Source organism: Oerskovia douganii, assembly GCF_015142735.1.
Classification (GTDB): Bacteria; Actinomycetota; Actinomycetes; order Actinomycetales; family Cellulomonadaceae; genus Oerskovia; species Oerskovia douganii.
The window spans coordinates 87,217-107,218 of sequence record NZ_JACSPN010000004.1; the positions used below are offsets into that span (position 1 = coordinate 87,217).

At 74.6% G+C, this 20,002-nt stretch carries 17 protein-coding genes; 10 read left to right on the forward strand and 7 right to left on the reverse strand.

Features of this window, described 5'->3' with window-relative positions; translation table 11 throughout:
* Positions 1-22: 22 nt before the first annotated feature.
* On the reverse strand, positions 23-3,583 hold the full coding sequence (locus H9623_RS04600; RefSeq protein ID WP_193718887.1) for a proline dehydrogenase family protein: 3,561 nt from the start codon (positions 3,581-3,583) through the stop codon (positions 23-25).
* A 53-nt stretch (positions 3,584-3,636) separates the two neighbouring features.
* On the opposite strand from H9623_RS04600, the gene H9623_RS04605 reads away from it, so the two are divergent.
* The 4 genes from H9623_RS04605 to H9623_RS04620 all read left to right on the forward strand — a co-directional run bounded on the left by H9623_RS04605 (position 3,637) and on the right by H9623_RS04620 (position 7,321).
* Entirely contained in the window at positions 3,637-4,404 is a 768-nt protein-coding gene (locus H9623_RS04605) for an AraC family transcriptional regulator (RefSeq protein ID WP_193718888.1), read from the forward strand.
* Between the two features lie 77 nt (positions 4,405-4,481).
* Positions 4,482-5,126, forward strand: coding sequence for a hypothetical protein (locus H9623_RS04610; protein ID WP_193718889.1), 645 nt, complete (start codon positions 4,482-4,484; stop codon positions 5,124-5,126).
* On the forward strand, positions 5,123-5,893 hold the full coding sequence (locus H9623_RS04615; protein ID WP_193718890.1) for an aldo/keto reductase: 771 nt from the start codon (positions 5,123-5,125) through the stop codon (positions 5,891-5,893). The genes H9623_RS04610 and H9623_RS04615 overlap by 4 nt, the downstream gene beginning before the upstream one ends.
* Positions 5,894-6,007: 114 nt before the next feature.
* Positions 6,008-7,321 (forward strand): Glu/Leu/Phe/Val family dehydrogenase, encoded by a 1,314-nt coding sequence (locus tag H9623_RS04620; protein ID WP_321575281.1) that lies wholly within the window; start codon positions 6,008-6,010, stop codon positions 7,319-7,321.
* A 108-nt stretch (positions 7,322-7,429) separates the two neighbouring features.
* On the opposite strand, the gene H9623_RS04625 is transcribed toward H9623_RS04620, so the two are convergent.
* Positions 7,430-8,266, reverse strand: coding sequence for a tryptophan-rich sensory protein (locus tag H9623_RS04625; RefSeq protein ID WP_227748175.1), 837 nt, complete (start codon positions 8,264-8,266; stop codon positions 7,430-7,432).
* A gap of 128 nt (positions 8,267-8,394) precedes the next feature.
* Between H9623_RS04625 and H9623_RS04630 the strand changes: the two genes are divergently transcribed.
* On the forward strand, positions 8,395-8,598 hold the full coding sequence (locus H9623_RS04630; RefSeq protein ID WP_193718891.1) for a hypothetical protein: 204 nt from the start codon (positions 8,395-8,397) through the stop codon (positions 8,596-8,598).
* 70 nt (positions 8,599-8,668) lie between these two features.
* Here H9623_RS04630 and hemQ read toward each other — a convergent pair whose 3' ends face one another.
* From hemQ to H9623_RS04645, 3 genes are all read right to left on the reverse strand, one after another.
* The gene (gene hemQ, locus H9623_RS04635; protein ID WP_193718892.1) at positions 8,669-9,403 is read right to left on the reverse strand and encodes a hydrogen peroxide-dependent heme synthase; all 735 of its coding nucleotides are present in this window, start codon (positions 9,401-9,403) and stop codon (positions 8,669-8,671) included.
* A 67-nt stretch (positions 9,404-9,470) separates the two neighbouring features.
* Entirely contained in the window at positions 9,471-10,667 is a 1,197-nt protein-coding gene (locus H9623_RS04640; protein WP_193718893.1) for a ferrochelatase, read from the reverse strand.
* A gap of 79 nt (positions 10,668-10,746) precedes the next feature.
* A complete protein-coding gene (locus tag H9623_RS04645; protein WP_193718894.1) occupies positions 10,747-11,121 on the reverse strand; it encodes an ACT domain-containing protein in 375 nt (124 codons plus the stop codon).
* A 118-nt stretch (positions 11,122-11,239) separates the two neighbouring features.
* On the opposite strand from H9623_RS04645, the gene H9623_RS04650 reads away from it, so the two are divergent.
* Genes H9623_RS04650 through H9623_RS04670 form a run of 5 tightly spaced genes read left to right on the forward strand, consistent with a single transcriptional unit; the run spans position 11,240 to position 17,348 of the window.
* Positions 11,240-13,003 carry a beta-N-acetylhexosaminidase gene (locus tag H9623_RS04650; protein WP_193718895.1) on the forward strand — a complete coding sequence of 588 codons (1,764 nt, stop codon included), beginning with the start codon at positions 11,240-11,242 and terminating at the stop codon, positions 13,001-13,003.
* Entirely contained in the window at positions 13,000-14,640 is a 1,641-nt protein-coding gene (locus H9623_RS04655) for an N-acyl-D-amino-acid deacylase family protein (RefSeq protein ID WP_193718896.1), read from the forward strand. Before H9623_RS04650 ends, H9623_RS04655 begins: the two co-directional genes overlap by 4 nt.
* Positions 14,637-15,491, forward strand: coding sequence for an IclR family transcriptional regulator (locus tag H9623_RS04660; RefSeq protein WP_193718897.1), 855 nt, complete (start codon positions 14,637-14,639; stop codon positions 15,489-15,491). The genes H9623_RS04655 and H9623_RS04660 overlap by 4 nt, the downstream gene beginning before the upstream one ends.
* A complete protein-coding gene (locus H9623_RS04665) occupies positions 15,488-16,888 on the forward strand; it encodes a type III PLP-dependent enzyme domain-containing protein (protein ID WP_193718898.1) in 1,401 nt (466 codons plus the stop codon). The genes H9623_RS04660 and H9623_RS04665 overlap by 4 nt, the downstream gene beginning before the upstream one ends.
* Before the next feature lie 52 nt (positions 16,889-16,940).
* The gene (locus tag H9623_RS04670; RefSeq protein WP_193718899.1) at positions 16,941-17,348 is read left to right on the forward strand and encodes a RidA family protein; all 408 of its coding nucleotides are present in this window, start codon (positions 16,941-16,943) and stop codon (positions 17,346-17,348) included.
* A gap of 67 nt (positions 17,349-17,415) precedes the next feature.
* On the opposite strand, the gene H9623_RS04675 is transcribed toward H9623_RS04670, so the two are convergent.
* Positions 17,416-18,657 (reverse strand): glycerate kinase, encoded by a 1,242-nt coding sequence (locus tag H9623_RS04675; protein ID WP_193718900.1) that lies wholly within the window; start codon positions 18,655-18,657, stop codon positions 17,416-17,418.
* 47 nt (positions 18,658-18,704) lie between these two features.
* Complete coding sequence (locus H9623_RS04680; protein ID WP_193718901.1) at positions 18,705-19,868, reverse strand: WxL protein peptidoglycan domain-containing protein; 1,164 nt, start codon at positions 19,866-19,868, stop codon at positions 18,705-18,707.
* Positions 19,869-20,002: the final 134 nt, after the last annotated feature.

The following is a 20,002-nucleotide window of genomic DNA, read 5'->3' on the forward strand; positions in this document are numbered from 1 at the left end:
CCCCCCCCCCCACCCCAGGGGGTCAGCGTGTGACGTGACCGAACCGGTGCATCGTCCGGCTGATCGCCTGCTCGCGCAGGACCGTGAGCAGCTCGCGTCGACCGCTCGCGAGCACCGGGTGGTCCAGCACGGTCACGTCGCCGACCCGGCTCCCGGCCGCTTCACGCAGCCCGGGCGCCGCGCCCACGACGCGCACCCTGCCCCTGACCTCGCCGCGCGCGACGGCCTCCGCGAAGCCGGCGTCGCTCACCGGCGACGAACCGTCGGCGCGGCTCACCACGACCGGCACCCCGGCCGTGCGGGCCGCGGACAGCACGCGCTCGACCTCGACCGGCGCAGCCCCCGTGCCGACACGGACCGTCAGGACGTCGACCGGCCGGTACCGGAACACGTTCGACTCGACGTGCAGGCCCGAGGGGTCGTGCTCGACCGCGAACTCGTGCGCCCACCAGCGGGCGTCGTCGGCCCGCGCCCAGGCGAGCCACGCCTCGGGCGAGACGTCGCGCGCGGGGACGGGGCCGCCGTCGGGCACCTCGCCCGCCGAGCCCGGGCCCCCGGCGACGGTGTCGCTCCACGTGCCCAGCTCGGCCACGTAGTTGGGGCCGCCCGCCTTGGCGCCGGGGCCCACGGCCGAGCGCTTCCAGCCGCCGAACGACTGGCGCTGCACGATCGCGCCCGTGATGACCCGGTTGACGTAGGCGTTGCCGACCTGGACGCGGTCGAGCCACGTGTCGACCTCGGTGTCGTCGAGGCTGTGGATGCCGCCCGTGAGGCCGAACGAGACCGCGTTCTGCAGCTCGATCGCCTCGTCGAGCGTCGCGGCCGTCATGATCCCGAGCACCGGGCCGAACGCCTCGGTGAGGTGGAAGAACGAGCCCGGTGCGACGCACGCGCGCAGGCCCGGGGTCCAGAGGCGGCCGGCGGCGTCGAGGCGGCGCGGCGCGACGAGCCACTGCTCGCCGGGTTCGAGCGTCGTCAGGGCGCGCAGCAGCTTGCCCTCGGCGACCTCGGTGAGAGGCCCCATGGTCGTCGAGACGGCGGTCGCCGGTCCCACCGCGAGCGAGCGGACCGCGTCCACGAGCTGCACCGAGAACCGGCGACCGGTCTCGGTGCGCAGGTCGCCGACCGAGCCCACGAGGATCACGAGCGAGGCCGCCGAGCACTTCTGCCCCGCGTGACCGAACGCCGAGCGCACGACGTCGGCCGCTGCGAGGTCCAGGTCGGCCGACGGGGTCACGACGATCGCGTTCTTGCCCGACGTCTCGGCGAGCACGTCCAGGTCGGGGCGCCACGACGCGAACATCTGCGCCGTCTCGATCGCCCCCGTGAGGATCACGCGGGCCACGCCCTCGTGCGTCACGAGATGGCGCCCCAGGTCGCCGTCGGGCACGCGTGAGAGCTGCACGACGTCGCGCACGGCCTCGGCCGTCAGGCTGCTGCCCGCGGGCGCGCTCGCCACGGCGTCCGCGAGCCCCGCGTGGATCGCGTCGACCGCGACCTCGAGGCAGCGCGGCGTCGCGGGGGCAGGCTTGGCGACCACGGCCGAGCCGGCCGCGAGCGCCGCGACGATCCCGCCCACGGGGATCGCGACGGGGAAGTTCCACGGCGGGGTCACGAGGGTCACGCCGTCGGGCGTGAACGTCGCGCCGGGCACCTGATCGAGCGCCTCGGCCGACCGCGCGTAGTAGCTCGCGAAGTCGACGGCCTCGCTGACCTCGGGGTCCGCCTCGGCGACGGTCTTGCCGGGCTCGTGCACCATCGCGGTCACGAGCGCGGTGCGCGCCTCCTCGAGGCGCGCGGCCACGGCCCGCAGCGCGCGGGCGCGGTCCGCGGGGACCACCTGCGCCCAGGCCGCGGCGGCCTTCCCCGCACGCGCGACGACGTCGTCCACCTCGTCCGTGCTGGTCACCTCGGGCGACTGCGCGGGCACGTACCCGGAGTCGGGCCCGACGACCCGTGCGGCCCAGGCGCGGTTCGCCGCGACGGCCGGGTCGGTGTCGGAGGCGTTGCGGAACCCGGTCGCGACGGCGTCGCCGGGCGTCGCCGCATCGAGCGGCCCGACGGCGTCGCGCGCCTGACGACGCGGCGTCACGTCCGCGTCGGAGTACCGGGTGCCGAGCTCGACCGAGGCGCGGTACGCGGCCTCCTGGCGGTCCATCGCGGTGTCCGAGGGGTGGTCCGAGGGGTGGTCCGAGGGCGCGAACATGGCGTGCAGGAAGTTCTGCTCGGCCGCGTTCTCCTCGAGGCGGCGCACGAGGTAGGAGATCGCGACGTCGAAGTCCTCGCGCGCGACGACCGGGGTGTAGAGGACGACGCGGCCGCCGTCCCGGGCGACCTCGTCCCGCACGGCCCGCGCCTCGCCCGGCGCCATGCCCTGGAGCATCTCGATGTCGAGCGCGTGGCTGACCCCGCGGGCGCGCGCGACGAGGATCGCGAGCGCGACGTGGAACAGGTTGTGGCTCGCGACGCCGATCCGCACGGCGTCGGTGCGTGGGGCGCGCAGCGCGTGGTCGACGAGGCGCACGTAGTTGGCGTCGACGTCGGGCTTGGTCGGGTAGGGCGCCTGCTCCCAGCCGTGGAGCTCGGCCTCGACCTTCTCCATCGCGAGGTTCGCGCCCTTGACGAGGCGCACCTTGACGGGGGCTCCGCCCGCCGCGACGCGCTCGGTCGCGAACACGGTGAGGCCGTCGAGCGCACCCAGCGCGTCGGGCAGGTACGCCTGGAGCACGATCCCGGCCTCCAGGCTGCGGAACTCGTCGCGCCCGAGGATCGTCTGGAAGACCTCGGTCGTCAGGGCCAGGTCGCGGTACTCCTCCATGTCGAGGTTGAGGAACACCCCGTGGTCGCGCGCTGCGCGGAACAGCGGCAGGAGCCGCTCGACGACGCGGTCGCGCGAGCCCTCGAGGTCCCACGTGACGAGCTGGGACGCGACCGAGGACACCTTGACCGACACGTAGTCGACGTCGGGGCGCTCGACGAGCGCGATGGTGCGGGCGAGGCGTGCCTGGGCCTCGTCCTCGCCGAGCACGGCCTCCCCGAGGAGGTTGACGTTGAGCGCGTAGCCCTCGGCGCGCGTGCGCGCGAGGTGCTTGCCGAGCCCCGGCCCGGCGTCGGCCACGAGGTGGCCCACGAGCTGGCGCAGGCGGATCCGCGCGGCGGGCACGACGACCTTGGGCAGCAGGGGTGCCATGCGCGCACCGAGCCGCAGGAGCGCGGTGTCGACGGGGCCGAGGAACCCCTGGGCGCCGCCCGCGAGCCCGCCCAGCAGGCCCAGCTCGTGCGCGGCGACCTGGACGTCCTGGGGGCGCGCGACGTTGTCGACGAAGCGCACCGCGAGCTCGAGCCCGGCGGGGTCGGACACCAGGGCGCCGAGGCGCTCGGCGGTCCTGCGCTCGCGCGCGCCCTCGGAGGCCGCGCTCGCCGCGGCGATCCAGCCGAGCGCGAGGCGCGCGGCGTCGTCGGTCAGGTGGTCGATCGGGGTCGTGGTCGGGACGCCGACGCGGTCGGGGGACGCGGGGGCGCCGGCTCGTGACCGGTCCTCCGCGCGTGCTGCCGCGGGGGCAGGCGATGCTTCGTTGCTCATCGTCCTAGCGTGCCTCGGTTGCTGACGCTTCGTCTTGTACGATCCGGGCTGTCATGGCATCGCTTCCGGACAAGTCCACCCCACCACGCACCTGGCCCGAGGGCGAGGCGCTGCTCGCTGCCCTGAGCCCGGCGATGGTCGACCTCATGGACGAGCTCTCGTCGACCATGTTCTGCGCCAAGGACGTCACGGGCCGGTACGTGCTGGTCAACCGGGTCTTCGTGGCGCGCACCAACGAGCGCTCCCGGCGCGCCGTGGTGGGCAGGCGTGCCACGGACCTGTTCGTGCCGCAGCTCGCCGAGCGCTACGACCAGCAGGACGCCGAGGTCCTGCGCTCGGGGCGCCCGCTGCGCAACGAGCTCGAGCTCATCCGCCGCCTGGGCGGCACGCCCGGCTGGTTCCTGACGTCCAAGCTCCCGGTGCACGACGGCGCCGGTCACCTCGTCGGGCTGGTCTCGGTCTCGCAGGACCTGCGCGAGGACGACGCCGACGACGCCTCGATGGACTCGATGGCGCGTCTCGTCGCAGGGATCGAGGAGCGCCTGGGGCAGGCGCTCACGGTCGCCGACCTCGCGGCGCTGGCGGGGTGCACGCCCGCCGTGCTGGACCGCCGCGTGCGGCGCGTGTTCTCGCTCAGCCCGCGACAGCTCGTGCTCCGCGCCCGGGTCGACCGCGCGGCCGAGCTGCTCGCCGGGACGGACCTCCCCATCGCGGAGGTCGCGGTCGCCACGGGCTTCTACGACCAGCCCGCGTTCACCCGCACCTTCGCGCGCCTGACGGGCGAGACGCCGTCGTCGTTCCGGCGGCGGGCGCGGCGGTAGGTGCTGTCGGACCCGCGTCTCGCGGTCGGTCCACCGGGACGGCCCTGGTCCCCGCGCGCAAGCGCTAGCATCGGCGGATGACAGCGCCACGGCCCGCCTCCGAGGACGGCCGCACCGGGCAGGACCGTCTCGCTCCCGTCGCTGTGCCGCTGGGCTGCGGAGCCCTTGCCGCGTTCGGCGCCACACCGGGCCCGGGCATCCTCGTCGGGGCCATGTTCGCCCCGGTCGTCATGCTTCCGTTCGGGCTTCTGCTGCTCGTCGGGATGGGATTCGCCAACGTCGCTCTCCTGCGGGCAGCCACGGGTCGGCGCCGGATCGGGCTGGGCATCGTGCTCACCCTGCTCGTGCCCGTGGGGATCGGGGCGGAGCTCGTGGCGCAGGGCGAGTTCCCCCTCGCCCCGCTCCACGGCATCCCGGTGCCGGTCGTGATCGGCGCCGTCGTGGCGGGGATCTCGACCTTCGCGCTCCCGGGGTGGTCGAAGCTGGTCGGCGGACTCACGATCGTGCTCGTTGCCGCGCTGTACGCATCGGGCACCGCGCAGGACGCCGCCGTCCGGGCGAGCGGTGCCGCTGCACGGGAAGCGTCGTACGGCCACCTGCGCCCCGGTGCGACGACGACCGCGTCCGGCGCCGAGACCGACCAGCACCTCGCGACCTGTCCGCCCGTCGCCCTTCCCCCGCTCGCGTCCCCGCCCGGGCCGTGCCAAGACTGGGAACCATGACCTCGATCCCCACCGCTGCCCTGCCCGGCGGCGACATCCCCCTGCTCGGCCTCGGCACCTGGCAGTCCGAGGGCGACGACTGCTACCGCGCGGTCCGCCACGCGCTCGACGTCGGGTACCGGCACATCGACACCGCGACCATGTACGGCAACGAGGAGCAGGTCGGCCGTGCCCTCGCCGCGTCGGGTGTCCCGCGCGAGGACGTGTTCCTCACGACCAAGCTGCGCCCCGCGGACGTGGGTCGCGAGCACGAGACCCTCGCCCAGTCGCTGCGCCTGCTCGGGACCGACTACCTGGACCTGTGGCTCATCCACTGGCCGCCGTCCGGAGACGCCTCGCCCTGGGTGTGGGCCGAGCTGCTCGCGGCGCGGAACGTCGGCCTCGTGCGATCGGTCGGGGTGTCCAACTACTCGGTGGACCAGCTCGACATCCTGTCCGAGCAGACGGGCGAGACCCCCGCGGTCAACCAGATCCCCTGGGGGCCCGACGACTACGACGCGCACCTCGTCGAGCAGCACGCCAGGCGCGGCGTGGTCCTCGAGGGGTACAGCCCGTTCAAGCGCACGAACCTCGACTCCCCCGCCCTGCAGGCGGTCGCCCGGGCGCACGGCGTGAGCACCGCGCAGGTCGTCGTGCGCTGGCACCTCGACCACGGGTTCGTCGTGATCCCCAAGTCCGTGACCCCGGCCAGGATCGAGGAGAACTTCGACGTCTCCGGCTTCTCGCTGAGCCCCGACGAGCTCGCGAGCATCGACGCCCTGGGGTGAACCGGGCACGTCCGACGCGGGCGCGGACGTGAAACCGCGACCGACCTGGCGGTACGTTGGTCGGACGCGGCCTCTCACCTCGGAGGCCGGGATACCTCATCACCCGGAGGAAGAGTGACGACGACGTCAACGCCGCCCACCAGCGGTACCCCCCAGGCAGCATCCGCCCCTGAACCGTCCCACGAGAAGGCCTCGGCCCTCGCGACGGCCCACAGCCAGCTCGCGAGCGCGGTCGAGATCCTCGGGTACGACCCGGGCCTGCACGAGATGCTCGCGACCCCGCGCCGCGAGGTCCACGTCTCGGTGCCGCTACGACGTGACAGCGGGGAGATCGTGCTGTTCAGCGGATACCGCGTCCAGCACAACGTCTCGCGCGGCCCCGGCAAGGGCGGCCTGCGCTACCACCCGAGCGTCGACATCGAGGAGGTGCGTGCGCTCGCGATGTGGATGACCTGGAAGTGTGCGGTCGTGGACCTGCCGTACGGCGGGGCCAAGGGCGGGGTCTCGATCGACCCGCGCCAGTACTCGCAGGCCGAGCTCGAGCGCGTGACCCGCCGGTACACGAGCGAGATCATGCCCGTGATCGGCCCCGAGCGGGACATCATGGCCCCGGACATGGGTACCAACGAGCAGACCATGGCGTGGGTCATGGACACCTACTCGGTCAACCAGGGGTACACGATCCCGGGCGTCGTGACGGGCAAGCCCATCCCGGTGGGCGGCTCGCTCGGGCGCACCACGGCCACGTCCCAGGGCGTGGTCCACACGACCAAGGCCGCGCTCGCGGAGGCGGGCCTCGAGGTCTCGGACGCGTCGGTCGCTGTCCAGGGATTCGGCAAGGTGGGTTCGCACGCGGCAGCGATCCTCGCGGGCCAGGGCGCCCGCGTCGTCGCGGTGAGCGACCAGTACGGCGGCGTCCACGACGAGGACGGGCTCGACGTCGCCGCGCTGTTCCGGCACGTCGCCGAGACCGGGACCGTGGTCGGTTTCGAGGACTCGGAGCCGATCGACAACCACGCGCTGCTCGCGCTGCCGGTCGACGTGCTCATCCCTGCCGCCGTCGAGGGGGTGCTCGACGACGAGACCGCGCACACCGTCAAGGCCCGCTGGGTCGTCGAGGGAGCGAACGGTCCGACGACCGCCGCCGGCGACCGCATCCTCGCGAAGAACGGGGTCACCGTGGTGCCGGACATCCTCGCGAACGCGGGCGGCGTCGTCGTCTCCTACTTCGAGTGGGTGCAGGCGAACCAGGCGTACTGGTGGACCGAGCAGGAGATCGGGGAGAAGCTCGAGCACCGCATGCACGTCGCGTACCAGGGGGTCTCGTCGCTCGCCCGCCGCGGGGAGATGAGCCTGCGCGACGCGGCGCTCGTCATCGGGATCCAGCGCACCGCGGAGGCGCACCAGATCCGCGGGCTCTACCCGTAGCGGTCCTCACCCGGCGCCCGGCAGGGGCGGGCCGCGCGCGGCGCGGACCGCCCCTGCGTCGTGCGGGCCGGCGCGCCCGCTCGCCCGCCGGCGCCCGACGGCGCAGCGTCAGCCGCGTCGTGCGCGCAGCGTGGTCACGACGGGGGCGAGGAGCGCGACGGCCGCCGCGACGCCGGCGGCGACCGCGACCGTGCCGTCGACGAGCGGACCGGCGGCCCGGCCGGCGGCGATCCAGCCGAGCCCCCAGGCCATGGCCAGCCCGATGCCGATCGCGACCACGGGGCGGCGTGCCGCGAAGACCGCGTAGGCGATCGCCAGCACGGCTCCGGCTGCGACGACGACGACGCCCCAGGCGGTCGCCCCCAGGGCCAGCTCCCCCACGCCGGCGTCGGCGAGCGTCGCGGCGACGTTCGCGAGCGTCGCGACGCTGGCCCAGCCCAGGTAGAGCCCGACCGTGCCGTCGAGGACGACGGCCTGCAGAGCGGTCGTGGGAGGGGTCCGGACGAGGCGGACGAGGATCACGGCGAGGACCGCCACGAGGACGCCGATCACCAGGACGCTGAGCGGCAGGACCCCGGTCTGGACGACGCCGATCCACGCGGCGTTGAGCAGCATCGAGGCCAGGACCCACCAGGACACCGCCCGGAGCCGGGGGTCCGTGGCCTGGCGCGGGAGCACCTGGTAGACCGCGAACACCGCGAGCCCCAGGTAGATCAAGGACCAGATCGAGAACGCGGGACCGTCGGGGGCGACCACGGTCGCGTCGGCCGCGAGGGCTCCCCCGGCGGCGTCCTGGATCGCCTGGCCGCCGAACGCCCCGGAGCCGTACGCGGCGCCGACGATCGCGACCGCCGCCCCGACGAGGACGGTGACCTGACGGACCCGGTCGGCGGTCGTGGGGGCCTCGACGGGCTGGGCTGACATGGTTCCTCGGACGGTGCTCATGCTCCCAGCATGCCAATACTCAGCATGCTGAGCATCCTGGGGTCGCTCCGCTGGTGCGACAAGCCCCTGAACGGTTACGCTCCGGCGCCAGCACATCGCCGCGCCGCGGCCCGCCGTCGGAGAACCACATGAACAGCATGCTGCGAGCGGGGCTCGGCGCACTCGTCCGTCTCCTCGCCCCGGAGACGACCGGGGCGTCGTCCACGGACCGGACCTTCGCCGAGCAGCAGTACGTCACGCCCGCCTGGGAGCACGGCCACGTACCGATGTCCGTCGACCTGTTCGGGGCCTTCGGCCGCACCCTCGACGCCCGGGACCCGCTCGAACGCTGAGTGCGGAGCGGCTGTCGCAGATCGGCAGGATCCGCGACGGCCGCTCCGCACCCAGCGGCACGACCCGGGCTCAGGACAGCGGCTGACGCCCCGCCCACTCGATCAGCGTCGTCCGGGGGCCCGTGAAGAACGGCGTCTCCTCGCGCACGTGGCGGCGCGCCTCGGTGGCCCGCAGCTCGCGCATGAGGTCGACGATGCGGTGCAGCTCGGCGGCCTCGAAGGCCAGGAGCCACTCGTAGTCCCCCAGCGCGAACGATGCGACCGTGTTGGCGCGCACGTCCGGGTAGTCACGGGCCGCCAGACCGTGGTCGCGCAGCATGGTGCGGCGCTCCGCGTCGGGCAGGAGGTACCAGTCGTAGGACCGCACGAACGGGTACACGCACAGGTACGCCCCCGGCTCCTCGTGCATGAGGAAGGCCGGGACGTGCCCGCGGTTGAACTCGGCCGGGCGGTGCAGCGCGACGTTGGACCAGACCGGCTCGAGGTGACGGCCGAGCTCGCTGGCCCGCAGGCGCTGGTACGCGCCCTGGACGGACTCGACGGTCGGGCCGTGCCACCAGACCATGAGGTCCGCGTCGGAGCGCAGGCCGCCCACGTCGTACCACCCGCGGACCACGAGGTCGCCGTCGACGGCCGCCGGGTCGTCGCCGCCGCCGACCGCGGCGAGCGCGGCCTCGACCATCTCGGTGCGCTCGGCGGGATCGGCCGGCAGGGACTCGGCCAGCGCGAAGACCGACCACATGGTGTAGCGGATCGAGTCGTTGATCTGCTCGTGGTCCACGGGGACGCGGTGTGCGTCGTTCATCGTCGTGCCTCTCTGAAGTACGTCGTGCTCCCGGTCCGTCGACGTCCCGGGAGTCGTGCGGGTCGGGTCAGCGGTGCAGGTCCGTGCTGCACAGCGCCGGGATGCCGCTGGGCTCCCCGTCGCGGCGCAGGCAGCAGTCCGGCGCGCACACCGAGCGGAACGGGCCGAGCTCTCCGACCACGGCCTCCGTGAACTTCTCGTCGCGGGCGATCGCCGCACGCTCGAGCACGAGGTCCACGAGTCCCTTGACGAAGGGGGCACGGGTGCCGACCGTGCCGGCGCGCACCGCGGTGATCCCGAGCCGCGCCGCGGTCTCCATGGCCTCGGTGTCGAGGTCGTACGCGACCTCCATGTGGTCGGACACGAAGCCGATGGGCGAGAGCACGACGTTCGTGACGTCGTCGGCGGCCAGCGACTCCAGGTGGTCGTTGACGTCGGGCTCGAGCCACGGCTGCGCGGGCGGGCCCGAGCGCGAGCAGAACGTGAGGTTCCACTCGACCTCGTGGCCGAGGCGCGCCGAGACCTCCTCCGCGACGACGCGGGCCAGGTCGAGGTGCTGGCGCGAGTAGGTCGCGTGCGAGATGCGCGACGCGGCCTCCATGGTGAGCGGGATCGAGTGCGTGACGAACACGAGGCGGGCCTCGGTGACGTCGCCCCCCTTGGCCGCGAGCGCCTCGTAGCCCTCGAGCACCGCGTCGATGTTCGCCTGCGCGAACCCGGGGTGGTTGAAGTACGAGCGCACCTTGTCGAACTGGATGCCGGTCGAGCCGTCGGCACCGAGCTCACCGCGCGCGTCGAGCGTGAGCGCGAGGTCCTCCCGGTACTGACGGCACCCGGAGTAGGACGAGAAGGCCGAGGTCACGAGGGCCACGACGCGCTGGGCGCCGGCCTCGGCGAGCTGCTCGACGGCGTCGCGCGTGTAGGGCTCCCAGTTGCGGTTGCCCCACACGACGGGCAGGTCGATCCCGCGGTCCGCGAGCTCCTCCTCGAGCGCTGCCTTGAGCGCGAGGTTCTGCTCGTTGATGGGGCTCTTGCCCCCGAACCCGTAGTAGTGCTCTCCGACCTCCTCGAGACGCTCGTCGGGGATCCCCTTGCCGACCGTGACGTTGCGCAGGAACGGCACGACGTCCTCGGGCTTGTTGGGCCCTCCGAACGAGTACAGGAGGAGGGCGTCGTAGGGGCGGACTTCTGCGGCAGCGGCAGGAGCGGTGCTGGTCCGTGCACCGGGTCCGGCGGCCGTCGTCTGGGGCGAGTACGAGGGCATGCCGCCATCTTCTCAGTCGTTCCTGGACGTTCCCCGCCCGAGGGGATCGAGGCCGACGTGACATTGACGGGACAGTTCGTCAGAACGACGCGCGACCCCGCGTCACGGTGTGCCCCGCGTCGGTGAGCACGTCCGTGGCGGCCTCGACCGAGTCCTCGGGGACCAGCACGAGGTCCGCGTGGAACGTCGAGGCGACGAAGACCGCGATGCCCGCGTCGGCGAGCGGAGCGACGATCGCGGCGAGCATCCCGGGCTTGCCGAGCCCGTGGGCGTCGCCGTAGAAGCCGGCCCACCGGTCTCCGTCGCCGCCGAACGGCGAGGCCTCGCGCAGGACCGTGAGCCCCTCGGGGGCGCGGACGAGCGCGACCCACTCGTCGTCGTCGGGGAACGCGGAGTGGGGCTCGTGGGCGAGCGTGAAGAACGAGTCGAGCAGGCGGAGCTTCTGGGCGGACATGTCCGCGAGCCTAGGCGGGGCCGCCGACACGCGAATCCCCCGCACGAGCGGTGTGCACTGCACAACAACCCGTGTGCGCGGCACTTCACGAGCGCCAGGCCGTGGTTAGGCTCGACGCGTGAGCGCCCCCACCCCCACGCCTGGGCTCCTGCCCGCGCCCGTGAGCCTGCACCTCGCCGCCGGCTCGTTCCCGCTGACCGACGGCACCCCCGTGCGCACGGACCCGGCCCTCGCCCCGGCCGCGCGATGGTGGCGCCGGACCACCGAGGACGCGTTCGGCCTGGACCTGCCGTTCGCCGTGAGCGCCGCGCCCCGCTCCGCAGCGCAGCCCGACGACGCCGGCCCGGCAGGCGTGACCCTCGCCCTCGACGCCTCGCGGCCCGGAGGCGGCTACCGCCTCGAGATCACCCCGCAGGCCGTGCTGCTCACGGCCGCGGACGTGGCCGGCGCGCACGCGGGCGTCCAGACGCTGCGCCAGCTCGCGGGACCGCAGGCGTACCGCACGGCGCCGGTCACCGCGGCCACCGACGCCCCCGCGTCCGCCGCCCTCCTGCCCGTCCTCACGATCGAGGACCACCCGCGCTTCGGCTGGCGCGGCGTGCTGCTCGACGTCGCCCGGCACTTCCTGCCCCCGCGTGAGGTCATGCGGTTCATCGACCTCGCGGCCGCGCACAAGCTCAACGTCGTCCAGCTCCACCTCACGGACGACCAGGGCTGGCGCATGCAGGTCCACCGCTACCCGCTCCTCACGGAGGTCGGCGCCTGGCGCGCCGAGTCGAACGTCGGGACGTGGCGCACCGGGGTCTTCGACGGGCGCCCGCACGGCGGCTTCTACACCCAGGACGACCTGCGCGAGATCGTCGCCTACGCGCGCGAGCGGGGCGTCGTCGTCGTGCCGGAGATCGACGCTCCCGGGCACGTCGAGGCCGCCGTCGCGGCCTACCCGTTCCTCGGGACGCGCAAGACCCCGCACACGGTGCGCACCACGTGGGGCGTGAGCACCGAGGTCCTCGACCCGTCGGACGAGGCCCTCGAGTTCTTCACGAACGTCCTGGACGAGGTCTGCAGCGTCTTCGACTCCCCCTGGATCGCGATCGGCGGCGACGAGGTCCCCACGACGCTGTGGCGCGAGAACCCGGCGATCGTGGCCCTCGCGGAGCGGCGCGGCCTGGCGGACGTCGCCGACCTCGCGGGCTGGTTCCTGGCCCGCCTGAGCGAGCACGTCACGGCCAGGGGGCGCCGTGCGGTCGTGTGGGACGAGGGCTTCGGCGAGCAGCTCCCGCGCGACGTCGTCGTGACCGCGTGGCGCGGCTTCACGGTCGGTGCCGACGCGCTCGAGGCGGGCAACGACGTCGTCATGGCCCCCGAGCAGGTCGTCTACCTCGACCACCGCGCGGGCGACGGCGAGGACGAGCCCGTCCCCGTCGGCTTCCTGCGCACGGTCGAGGACGTCTACGCGTTCGACCCGTTCCCGCCCGAGGTCCTGGCACAGCACCCCGGTCTCGACTCCGCGCCCGGTCGCCTGCTGGGCGCCCAGGCCGAGGTCTGGTCCGAGCACCTCGACTCGCCGCGCCGCGTGGACTACGCGACGTTCCCGCGCCTCGCGGCGTTCGCGGAGGTGGTCTGGAGCCCGACGGCGGAGCGCACCCCGGGCGGGTCGGCCTCGGCCGAGTTCCTCGCGCGGCTCGAGCACGACCACCTGCCGCGCCTCGACGCGGCCGGCGTGGAGTACCGCCCGCTCGGCGGGCCGACGCCGTGGCAGCAGCGCCCCGGCGTGCACGGCTTCCTGCGCCACCTCGACCAGGAGATGGCCGCGGGCGGCTGGGCAGGCGTGGGCGGCTGGGTCGAGGGACGGGACGAGCACTCGGAGGGACAGGCATGAGCACCACGGAGACGACGAGCGATGCCGGCGGACGGGACGCGGGCGTGACGCTCGTCGTGCGCGGCGCACGGCTCACGACCCCGGACGGGCTCTCGGAGCCCGTCGACCTGCTGGTCGCGGGCGACACGATCCTCGACGTCGTGGCCGCGGGGAGCGTGCAGGCACCCGCAGGCGCACACGTGGTCGAGGCGGCGGGACGCGTCGCGCTGCCCGGGCTGATCGACTCGCACGTGCACGGCGAGGCCGCGGTCCTGGACCCGGACGTGCAGCTCGCGATGCTGCGCCAGGGCGTGACGAGCATCGTCGTCGGGCAGGACGGGGTGTCGTACGCCCCCTCCGCGCCGCTGCCCGTCGCGGCCGGCACCCCCGACGCGCACACCTGGGCGACCGGGTACTTCAGCGCGATCAACGGCGAGCACCCCACGTTCCGGGGCGGGTCGGTCGCGGACCTGCTCGCGACCTACGAGGGCAGCACCCCCCTCAACGTCGCCTACCTGGTGCCGCACGGCACGCTCCGGTACGGCGTCCTGGGCGGCGCGGCCCGGCCCGCGACCCCCACCGAGATCGACCGCATGACGGACCTGCTGCGCGAGGCCCTCGACGACGGCGCGTGCGGCATGTCGACAGGCCTGGAGTACGCCCCCGCGTCGAACGCGACCGACGACGAGCTCGTCGCCCTGGCCCGCGTCCTCGCCGAGCGCGGCCTGCCCCACGTGAGCCACATGCGCGGCTACGAGGACAAGGCCGGGACCGCGATGGCCGAGCTGGTCCGCGTCGCGCGGGCGTCCGGGGTCGCGACCCACGTCTCGCACTACCACGGTCCTGCGGCGGAGCTGATCGGCTACGTCGAGGACGCCCGCGCGGCCGGGCTCGACGTCACGTTCGACTCGTACCCGTACCTGCGCGGCTGCTCGATCCTCTCGATGGTCTCGCTCCCCACGTGGCTGCCCATCGCGGACCCGGACGCCACGGTCGCGATGCTCCAGGACCCCGACGTCGTCGCGCGCCTCAAGGCCGAGCACTTCCCCGGCCTCGCGGACCTCTGGGGTCGCGTGACCATGGCCGCCGTCCCCGGCGAGCTGCGGTGGAGCGAGGGCATGCCCCTGCTCGACGTCGCAGACCGCCTGGGTCTCGACCCCGTCGACACGACCCTGCGCATCCTCGTCTCGACCCACCTGCGCGCGGGCTGCGTGTTCGCCCAGCCGCCGACCAACTCGCCCGAGTCCGTCCGGGCGCTGCTGCGCCACCCGGCGCAGATGGGCGGGTCGGACGCGATCTACCAGGGCGGCCGCCCCCACCCGCGCGGCTGGGGGGCGTTCGCACGCTTCCTCGCCGAGCACGTGCGCACGCTCGGCGACTGGACGTGGCACGACGCCGAGCGGCACCTGTCCACGGCCGCCGCCGAGCGGTTCGGGTTCACCGACAGGGGCCGCCTCGCGCCCGGTGCCCGGGCCGACGTCGTGCTCCTCGACCCGCAGACCGTGCAGGACGTCGCGACGTACGAGGACCCGCGCCGGCCCGCGACCGGGATCGACGACGTGCTCGTCGCCGGGATCCCCGTGCTCGCGGGCGGGCAGCCCACCGGCGCGACCCCGGGGCGCGCGCTGCGGCCCACCGTCCCGGCGGGCCGCGCATGACGGCTGGTGCACGCGCCACGACCTCCGGTGCACCGGGCGCAGGGAGCCCGGCCTCCGACGCCGCCCGGAACTCGTCGCAGTCGCTCCGTCGAGCCCTCGCGATCCTCGACGCCCTGCGCCACGACGCCGCCCGGGGCCTCAGCCTCATCGAGCTCGCCGACGTCCTGGGGACGCACAAGAGCACCGTCTCCCGGCTGCTCGCCCCGCTCGTCGAGGTCCACCTGGTCCGGCGGACGCCCAGCGGGCGGTTCGTCCTCGGCGCCGGGACGCTGCGCCTGGGCCAGGCCTACCTCGAGGGGCTGGACCTGCGGACGGTCGCGGAGCCGCACCTCGCGGCCCTCATGCGCGCGTCGGGCGCGACGTGCCATCTCGTGGTGCACGACGGCCTCGACGTCGTCTACATCGACAAGAAGGAGAACACCGCGGTCGTGCGCATGGCCTCGCGCATCGGCCGCCGCATGCCGCTGTACTGCACGGGCGTCGGCAAGGCCATCCTCGCGGCGAGCGACGTCGACCTGCTCGACGCCGTCGTCGAGCACCCCATGCCCGCCGTCACCGACCGGACCGTGACGGACCCCGACCACCTGCGCGCGGAGATCCGCACGGTCGCCCAGCGCGGCTACGCGATCGACGACCGCGAGAACGAGGCCGAGGTCCGCTGCGTCGCGGCCGCCGTCGTCGACCACACGGAGACCGCGATCGGCGCGCTCTCCGTCTCCGCCCTCGCCTCGCACATGCCACCCGCCCGGGTGCGCGAGCTGGGCCCGCTCGTCGTGCTGGCCGCCCGCGCGGTCTCCGCCGGCATGGGCTCCGTGCGCTGCGGCTACGAACCCACCGGGAGGAACGCATGACCCACCCCACCCAGCCGTCCGGCCGCGCGACCGTGCCGGAGGACCCGGGCCTCGTCGTCGGGCCCGCGACCAAGGGCCTGCGGCTCGACGCCGAGCGGACCGTCGCCGACGTCCTCGCCGGCTCGCCCCGCATCACCGACGACACCTTCTCGTGGCCGCTGCTGACGCTCGACGACGCGGCCCTCGACCACAACGTCGCGCTCATGGCGCGGCTGTGCGCTGAGCACGGCGTCGAGCACGCACCGCACGTCAAGACCGCGATGTCCCGCGGGCTCTACGCCCGTCAGGCGCGCGCCGGGGCGTGGGGCGCGACGGTCGCGAACCCGTCCCAGCTGCGCGTGGTCCGCACGTGGGGCGTCGAGCGCGTGTTCCTCGCGAACGAGCTCGTGGACCCGCGCGACATCGCGTGGCTGCGCCGCGAGCTCGAGGCCTCGGTCGCCCCAGGCGGCACGCCGCTCGAGGTGTGGGTCTACGTCGACTCGATCGAGGGCGTCGGTCTGCTCACGCGCGGCTTCGCCGGGGCCTCCCCCGAGGTCGTCGCCGGGCTGGGCGTGCTCGTCGAGGTCGGCGTCCCGGGCGGGCGCACGGGCGTGCGCAGCACCGCCGACGCGCTGGGCCTGGCCCGCGCCGTGCGTGCCGCGGGCCTGCGCCTGCCGGGCGTCGCCGGGTACGAGGGCTCGGCCGCGGGCGGCACCACGCCCGAGGACCTGGCCAAGGTCACGGCCTACTGCCGCGGGCTGCGCGACGTCGCGGCGGCCTTCGTCCGCGAGGGCCTCGTGCCCGACGACGAGCCCGTCGTCGTGACCGCGGGCGGCAGCTCGTTCCTCGACGTCGTGCTCGCCGAGCTCCCGGGGCCGCTCACCGTCCCCGGAAGCACCGGGACCGACGGGCCGGACGGGTCCTCGATCACGCGTGACGTGCGCGTCGTCGTGCGCTCGGGCGCCTACCTCACGCACGACCACGGGTTCTGCGCACGCATGGACCCGTGGGACCGCATCCCGGGCGGCGAGCCCATGCACGCGGCCGCGGTCGTGTGGGGTCAGGTGCTCTCCGTGCCGGAGCCCGGGCTGGTCCTGTGCGGGGTCGGGCGGCGCGACGTGTCCTACGACATCGACCTGCCCACGGCCCTGTGGGTCCGCACGCTCGACGAGAACGGCGACCTGCGCCCCGCGCACGACCTCGCCGGCACGCGCGTCACGGGTCTCAACGACCAGCACCTGTACCTCACGATCGACCCCACGCCCGCGGGCAGCACCCCCGTCACGGCACGGATCCGGCCCGGCGACGTCGTCGGGTTCGGGATCTCGCACCCGTGCACGCTCTTCGACAAGTGGCGCGTGGCCGCCGTCGTGACCGACGACGACCAGGTGATCGACATCGTCGGCACCGAGTTCTGACCGCGCCGGACCACCCGGCACCTCCCGCAGGATCCAGAGAGAAAGAGACACCATGAGCACCGCCAAGTCCCCGATCAGCACCCCGCACGCACCGACGCCCGCCCACACGTTCCACCAGGGGGTGCGCAAGGGCCCGTTCGTCCAGGTCTCGGGTCAGGGCCCGGTCGACCCCGCGACGAGCGAGTACCTGTACCCCGGCGACGTCGCGGCGCAGACCACGCGGACCCTGGAGAACGTCAAGGCCATCGTCGAGGGCGCGGGCGCCACGTTCGACGACGTCGTGATGCTCCGCGTGTACCTCACCAAGCGTGAGGACTTCCCGATCATGAACGACGCGTACGGCGCGTTCGTCGAGGCCAACTGCCCGGGCGGCGTGCTGCCGGCCCGCACCACGGTCTTCACGGGGCTGCCCCGCGAGGAGATGCTGGTCGAGATCGACGCGTTCGCGATCACGGACTGACGCCCTTCACCGCTGAGTGCATGATTCGGCAGCGACTCGCCGGGCGTGTCGCAGCCGGATCATGCACTCAGCGCCAGGAACCCAGGTAGAGACTCGTGACCGAGGCTGCGACCTCCGTCAGCCGGGTCGGCGTCCGGCCCATCAGTTCGTCGAGGTCGATCGGCCCCGGAGCGATCGAGAACGCCGCCGTGATCCCTGCGGCCCGCGCGCGACGAGCGGGCAGCAGGACCTGCCCTGCGATCACCACGACGGGCGGGCGCCCGGTCGACGCCGCCGCGAGCGCCCCGACCGCGTCCGCGACCTTGCCGCTGACCGACTGGGAGTCGAACGACCCCTCGCCCGTGAGGACCAGGTCGGCGTCGGCCACGGCGGCCGGCAGCCCGATCGCCTCCGCGACGAGCGTCGCCCCGTGCTCGAGCTCGGCCCCGAGCACCGCGACGAGCGCGGCGGGCACCCCGCCCGCGGCACCGGCCCCGGGGAGGTCGTGGGTCCGCACCCCGGTCCGGCGCTCGAGCAGGTCCGCCCAGCGTCCGAGGGCCGCGTCGAGGAACGCCACGTCCGCCTCGCTCGCACCCTTCTGCGGACCGAAGACGGCTGCCGCCCCGCGCTCCCCCACGAGCGGGTTCGTCACGTCGACCGCCAGCCGCCACCGCACCTCCCGCGCCCGTGGGTGCAGCGCGTCGAGGTCGAGACCGACCACGCGCGCGAGCCCCTCGCCGCCGTCGGGCACGAGCCGGCCCGCGAGCTCGTCGTCCGTCGAGGACGGGACGGTGGCCGGGGAGTGCGCGAGCAGCCGGGCGCCGAGCCCTGTGAGGAGGCCCGCGCCCCCGTCGGTCGAGGCCGAGCCCCCGAGGCACACCACGACCTCCTCGACGCCGGCGTCCAGGACCGCGGCGGCGAGCGCTCCGGTGCCGCGCGTGTGCGCGTGGAGGGGTTGCAGGCCGACGTCGCTCACCCCGGGCAGGCCGCTCGCCGCCGCGAGCTCGACGACGCCGATCCGGCCGTCGGCCGACACGCCGTACCGGGCGCGGTGCGGGCGGCCGATCGCGTCCACCGTCGTGAGCTCGCGCGCCTCGACCCCCCAGACGGACAGGAGCGCGTCGAGCGTGCCCTCTCCCCCGTCGGCCATGGGCAGGAGCGTGACCTGGGCGTCCGGCGCGGCCGCGAGGACCCCGTCGGCGAGGTGGCGGGCCACCTCCGCCGCGGTCGCGGACCCCTTGAACGCGTCGGGCGCGATCACGACGCGCACCGGTCGCGACCCGGTGCGCGAGGGGTCGACGGGCGGGGTGGCGTTCGTCGTCGGAGGCACGCCCCGATCGTAGCCAGCGGGCTCGGACCGCGCCGGGCGGATCCTCGTCAGGGGGACAACCGGGCGCCGGCTGTGCCGGCGCGGCCCGGTGCTGCCGTGCTCGCTGCGACCGCGGCCTCGATCCGCGCCTGCGTGCGCGCCTCGCGGCGGCGCCGTGCGCGGACCACGCCGAGCACCAGGCCCACCAGCACGAGCAGCGCTCCGACCTGCACCCACGGCAGGGCCCAGGCCCCGTACGTCGCGGTCACGGGTGCGGGTGCGACCTCGACCACGTCGTCGCCCACGACGAGCGGGATCGCCGTCACGTCGCCCGAGACCCTGCCCAACGGCCAGACGCCCTCGATCACCACCGTCCCGCTCGCGCCCTGGCCCGGCAGGACCTCACGCTGCGCGGGGGCCGTGACGTCGCGCGCGTTCCAGCCGAACAGGCCCGCGATCGTCGCCTGCGTGTCCGCGCCGAGACGCACGTTGCCCTCGTTCACGACCGTGTAGTCGACCCGCACCGCGCCGCGCGCGAACGGGTTCCAGCTCGGCTCGTACGTCGCACGGACGTCCGCGAGCGCGAGGGCCGGGGCCAGGTCGCCCGCGACACGCAGGTGCAGGCGCGCACCCACGCGCGTGTCGAACGTGACGGCCGTCCCGTCGTCCTCCGCCCTCGCCAGGGCTGCGACGACCCCGGCCGGGTGGTCGCCGGGGGTCGCGTCGGCGGGCACGGTGACGGTGAACGGGACGGTCACCGAGTCCCCTGCGGCGACCTCGATCCGTCGGGACGGACCTGCGGTCCCGCCCTCGCCCAGCGTGATCCACGCCCCGCCGTCGACGGGGGTGGTGCTGGCGGGGAGCAGGTCGAACTGGCCGTCCGCGGTCACGACGCCGTCGCTCGCGTACACGTCGAACGTCGCCGGGTGGTCGCTGAAGTTGGTCACGGTCACGTGCTCGACGGCCTGAGCGCCGGGGTCGACCGTCAGCCGGTAGGACACGCGCCCGTCGGGCCCGTCGGCGGTCGCGGGCTCGACGGCCCAGGTCGTGCGCTCGTCGGGGGTCGCGGCGGCTGCGCCGACCGTCGTCGCGGTCGCACCGGTCAACAGGGCCCCCGCGAGGACTGCGACGCCCACGGTCCGGACCAGTCGTCCCCGGGCCGGGAGGCGGGCCGGGGCCGACGGGCGGACCGCGCGGCTCGGACGGGGGGCGGGGCGTGAGGTGACGTTCATCGGCGGGCTCCGAGCGGGAGGGACGGGACCGGCGCCGTGCGGCGACCCGCGAGCGGGACGTGGGCGGCGCCGTCGGGCACGCTGACGGTCTCGCTCTTCCCGGTCGACTAGTCGCCTGAGCCGGCGGGCACGGG

What these genes read in the sequence shown, in the direction of transcription:
- H9623_RS04600 (WP_193718887.1), bottom strand. Translation starts at nt 3,583, where the DNA reads ATGAGCAACGAAGCATCGCCTGCCCCCGCGGCAGCACGCGCGGAGGAC.
- H9623_RS04605 (WP_193718888.1), top strand. Translation starts at nt 3,637, where the DNA reads ATGGCATCGCTTCCGGACAAGTCCACCCCACCACGCACCTGGCCCGAG.
- H9623_RS04610 (WP_193718889.1), top strand. Translation starts at nt 4,482, where the DNA reads ATGACAGCGCCACGGCCCGCCTCCGAGGACGGCCGCACCGGGCAGGAC.
- H9623_RS04615 (WP_193718890.1), top strand. Translation starts at nt 5,123, where the DNA reads ATGACCTCGATCCCCACCGCTGCCCTGCCCGGCGGCGACATCCCCCTG.
- H9623_RS04625 (WP_227748175.1), bottom strand. Translation starts at nt 8,266, where the DNA reads ATGAGCACCGTCCGAGGAACCATGTCAGCCCAGCCCGTCGAGGCCCCC.
- H9623_RS04630 (WP_193718891.1), top strand. Translation starts at nt 8,395, where the DNA reads ATGAACAGCATGCTGCGAGCGGGGCTCGGCGCACTCGTCCGTCTCCTC.
- hemQ (WP_193718892.1), bottom strand. Translation starts at nt 9,403, where the DNA reads ATGAACGACGCACACCGCGTCCCCGTGGACCACGAGCAGATCAACGAC.
- H9623_RS04640 (WP_193718893.1), bottom strand. Translation starts at nt 10,667, where the DNA reads ATGCCCTCGTACTCGCCCCAGACGACGGCCGCCGGACCCGGTGCACGG.
- H9623_RS04645 (WP_193718894.1), bottom strand. Translation starts at nt 11,121, where the DNA reads ATGTCCGCCCAGAAGCTCCGCCTGCTCGACTCGTTCTTCACGCTCGCC.
- H9623_RS04655 (WP_193718896.1), top strand. Translation starts at nt 13,000, where the DNA reads ATGAGCACCACGGAGACGACGAGCGATGCCGGCGGACGGGACGCGGGC.
- H9623_RS04660 (WP_193718897.1), top strand. Translation starts at nt 14,637, where the DNA reads ATGACGGCTGGTGCACGCGCCACGACCTCCGGTGCACCGGGCGCAGGG.
- H9623_RS04665 (WP_193718898.1), top strand. Translation starts at nt 15,488, where the DNA reads ATGACCCACCCCACCCAGCCGTCCGGCCGCGCGACCGTGCCGGAGGAC.
- H9623_RS04670 (WP_193718899.1), top strand. Translation starts at nt 16,941, where the DNA reads ATGAGCACCGCCAAGTCCCCGATCAGCACCCCGCACGCACCGACGCCC.
- H9623_RS04680 (WP_193718901.1), bottom strand. Translation starts at nt 19,868, where the DNA reads ATGAACGTCACCTCACGCCCCGCCCCCCGTCCGAGCCGCGCGGTCCGC.